Here is a 1,008-nt window from a genome sequence, read left to right as displayed (position 1 = left end):
TGCGTATTCACAGAGTTCGTTCAGACTCGTCGGGAAGAATCTGGCGAATGACTGTCGCAGCGAACAACCCTCGTCCGCGCAACCGAGTGCTCATCATCCTTCTCGTGGTGATCGCCGTACTCGTCGCGGCACTCGTCGGTGGAGAACTGTACGTACGCAACCAGGTGAAGACCTGCATGGCCGATCAGTTCCAGAGCGAACTGGGATCCCAGGTCGACGTCGGGTTGAGCTGGAAGCCCGTACTCCTGCAGGCAGTCGACAAGAAGGTGCCGTACATCAGCATCGACAGTGACGACTCTTCGTTCGGCCCCGCAACGGGAATGCAGGTTCACGCGAAGGTGAACGACATCAACTTGCAGCCCTCGGCGGGCAACAGCGGCACCATCGGCAGCTCCAGCGCCGACGTCACCTGGTCTACCGCAGGCATTCTCGCCACCTTGCAGGAACAGACCTTCGGCGGGCTCGTCTCCGGCGTCACCGCCGACTCGAGCGCCGGAACACTCGCTTTCGACGTCGGACCGGTCGGGCTCGCGAAGCTGACAGTCAAGCCCACCGTCACCAACGGCGTAGTCGACGTTCAGACCGTCGGCGCCGAAATTCTCGGATTGGGTCTGCCGACCGACCTGGTCGACGGCATCGTTCAGACACTCACCGACAGCCTGCAGACGTACCCGCTGGACATGAAGCCCACGAAGCTGACCGTCACCGACGACGCTATCCAGATCTCACTGGAGGGCGGCGCTTACGCCATGCCCGTCGCCGACGCGAACAACCAGAACACCTCGGCGGTGCCGGACAGCTGCGGCCTGCTGACCTAGTCGGTCAGACCGTCCAATACTGCTCGGGTTCCGGACAATCCGAGGCGGGTGGCGCCGGCCGCAATCATGTCGAGTGCGGCCTGCGTCGTACGTATTCCGCCACTGGCCTTGACTCCCACGCCCGGGCCGACGGGAAGAGCATGGTGCCGCCGCGCCGCCAGGGAACACCGACCCGGCTGCGGAACTGGGC

The 1,008-nt window shown here is 63.8% G+C and carries 1 protein-coding gene; it reads left to right on the top strand.

What is annotated here, in order from left to right; translation table 11 throughout:
* The first annotated feature begins 104 nt into the window (after nucleotides 1-104).
* Complete coding sequence (locus tag ABT116_RS50620; RefSeq protein ID WP_351648682.1) at nucleotides 105-818, top strand: LmeA family phospholipid-binding protein; 714 nt, start codon at nucleotides 105-107, stop codon at nucleotides 816-818.
* Nucleotides 819-1,008: the final 190 nt, after the last annotated feature.

It is taken from the genome of Streptomyces sp. NPDC002130 (assembly GCF_040296465.1).
Lineage (GTDB): Bacteria > Actinomycetota > Actinomycetes > Streptomycetales > Streptomycetaceae > Streptomyces.
The sequence above is the reverse complement of the archived record's forward strand: the minus strand, read 5'-3'. Positions and strand labels throughout refer to the sequence as shown.